Source organism: Rhodococcus chondri, from assembly GCF_036327435.1.
Taxonomy (GTDB): domain Bacteria; phylum Actinomycetota; class Actinomycetes; order Mycobacteriales; family Mycobacteriaceae; genus Rhodococcus; species Rhodococcus chondri.
The window spans coordinates 1-999 of sequence record NZ_JAUZMZ010000380.1 but is presented as its reverse complement, the minus strand read 5'-3'; the positions used below and the strand labels follow the sequence as shown (position 1 = coordinate 999).

Genomic DNA, 999 nt, shown 5'->3' with positions numbered 1-999 from the left:
ATGCCCACCCGGGCCGCGGCGCGGGTGACCGATCCCTCCTCGAGCAGGGCCAGCAGCGGCACCAGCAGGTTGAGGTTGACCGAGGCGAGGCGGGCCAGGTCGGGGTCGGCCGGGTGGACCGGGGGTGGATTCATCCACACGGACTTTACGCGGCCGACTTCGGGGTCGCGGGTGCCTGTCCGGTCGCGGCGGCGCGCCGCAGTCGGGGGATCGGGATGCGGTGATCGACCGCGACCGCGACCCCGGCACCGTCCTCGTGCCGCCAGTGCATCAGCGCCGGCCCGTGCGGGTCGTCCCCGACCAGGAACTCGGGAGCGCCCGCGACCGGCAGGTGCCCGATCGCCTTGAGGCTCAGCCCGAACTGCTCGGTCCAGAAATACGGATCGGCGTCGAACTCGGGAGCCGCATCGCCACGCAGCAGGGCCACGGCGGCCACCCTGGCCTGTTCGATAGCGCTGTTCCACAACGGGATTCGCCGCACACGACCGCGGACCGGAACCGCGGCGACGTCCCCGGCGGCGACGATGCCCGGCGCGACCCGGCCCCGCGAGTCCGCCTCCAGGCGGCCGTCGGTGAGCAGCCCGGACTCGGCGAGCCATTCGGTGTTGGGCAGATCGCCGATCGCCGCGACGACGAGTTCGGCGTCGACGCGGGCGCCGTCGTCCAACGTCACCGCGCCGGCGCCCGGAGCGGTGGTGGTGTCGAGGGCGGTGGCGGTGCCGTAGACGATCTTCAGGCCGGCGGCGATCGCCGCGGTGGTGAACACCTCCGACAGGTACGACCCGAACTGGGGGCGCATCGGTGCGGTATCGGCGACGAGGGTGACCGCGCATCCGGCCTGCAGCGCGGCCGAGGCGATCTCCATGCCCAGCGGGCCGGCGCCGACGACCGCCACCGACGGGCGGGACGCGAGCCGCTCGCGCAGCAGCAGCGCGTCGTCGAGCGTGCGCAGGGTCAGCGCGCCGCTCCCCAGCGGCCGCGGCCGCGCCCCGGACGCGA

At 74.8% G+C, this 999-nt stretch carries 1 protein-coding gene; it reads right to left on the bottom strand.

What is annotated here, in order from left to right; all coding sequences use genetic code 11:
• Positions 1–145: 145 nt before the first annotated feature.
• On the bottom strand, positions 146–999 hold an 854-nt coding region (locus Q8814_RS26260; RefSeq protein WP_330154844.1), incomplete at its 5' end, for an FAD-dependent oxidoreductase.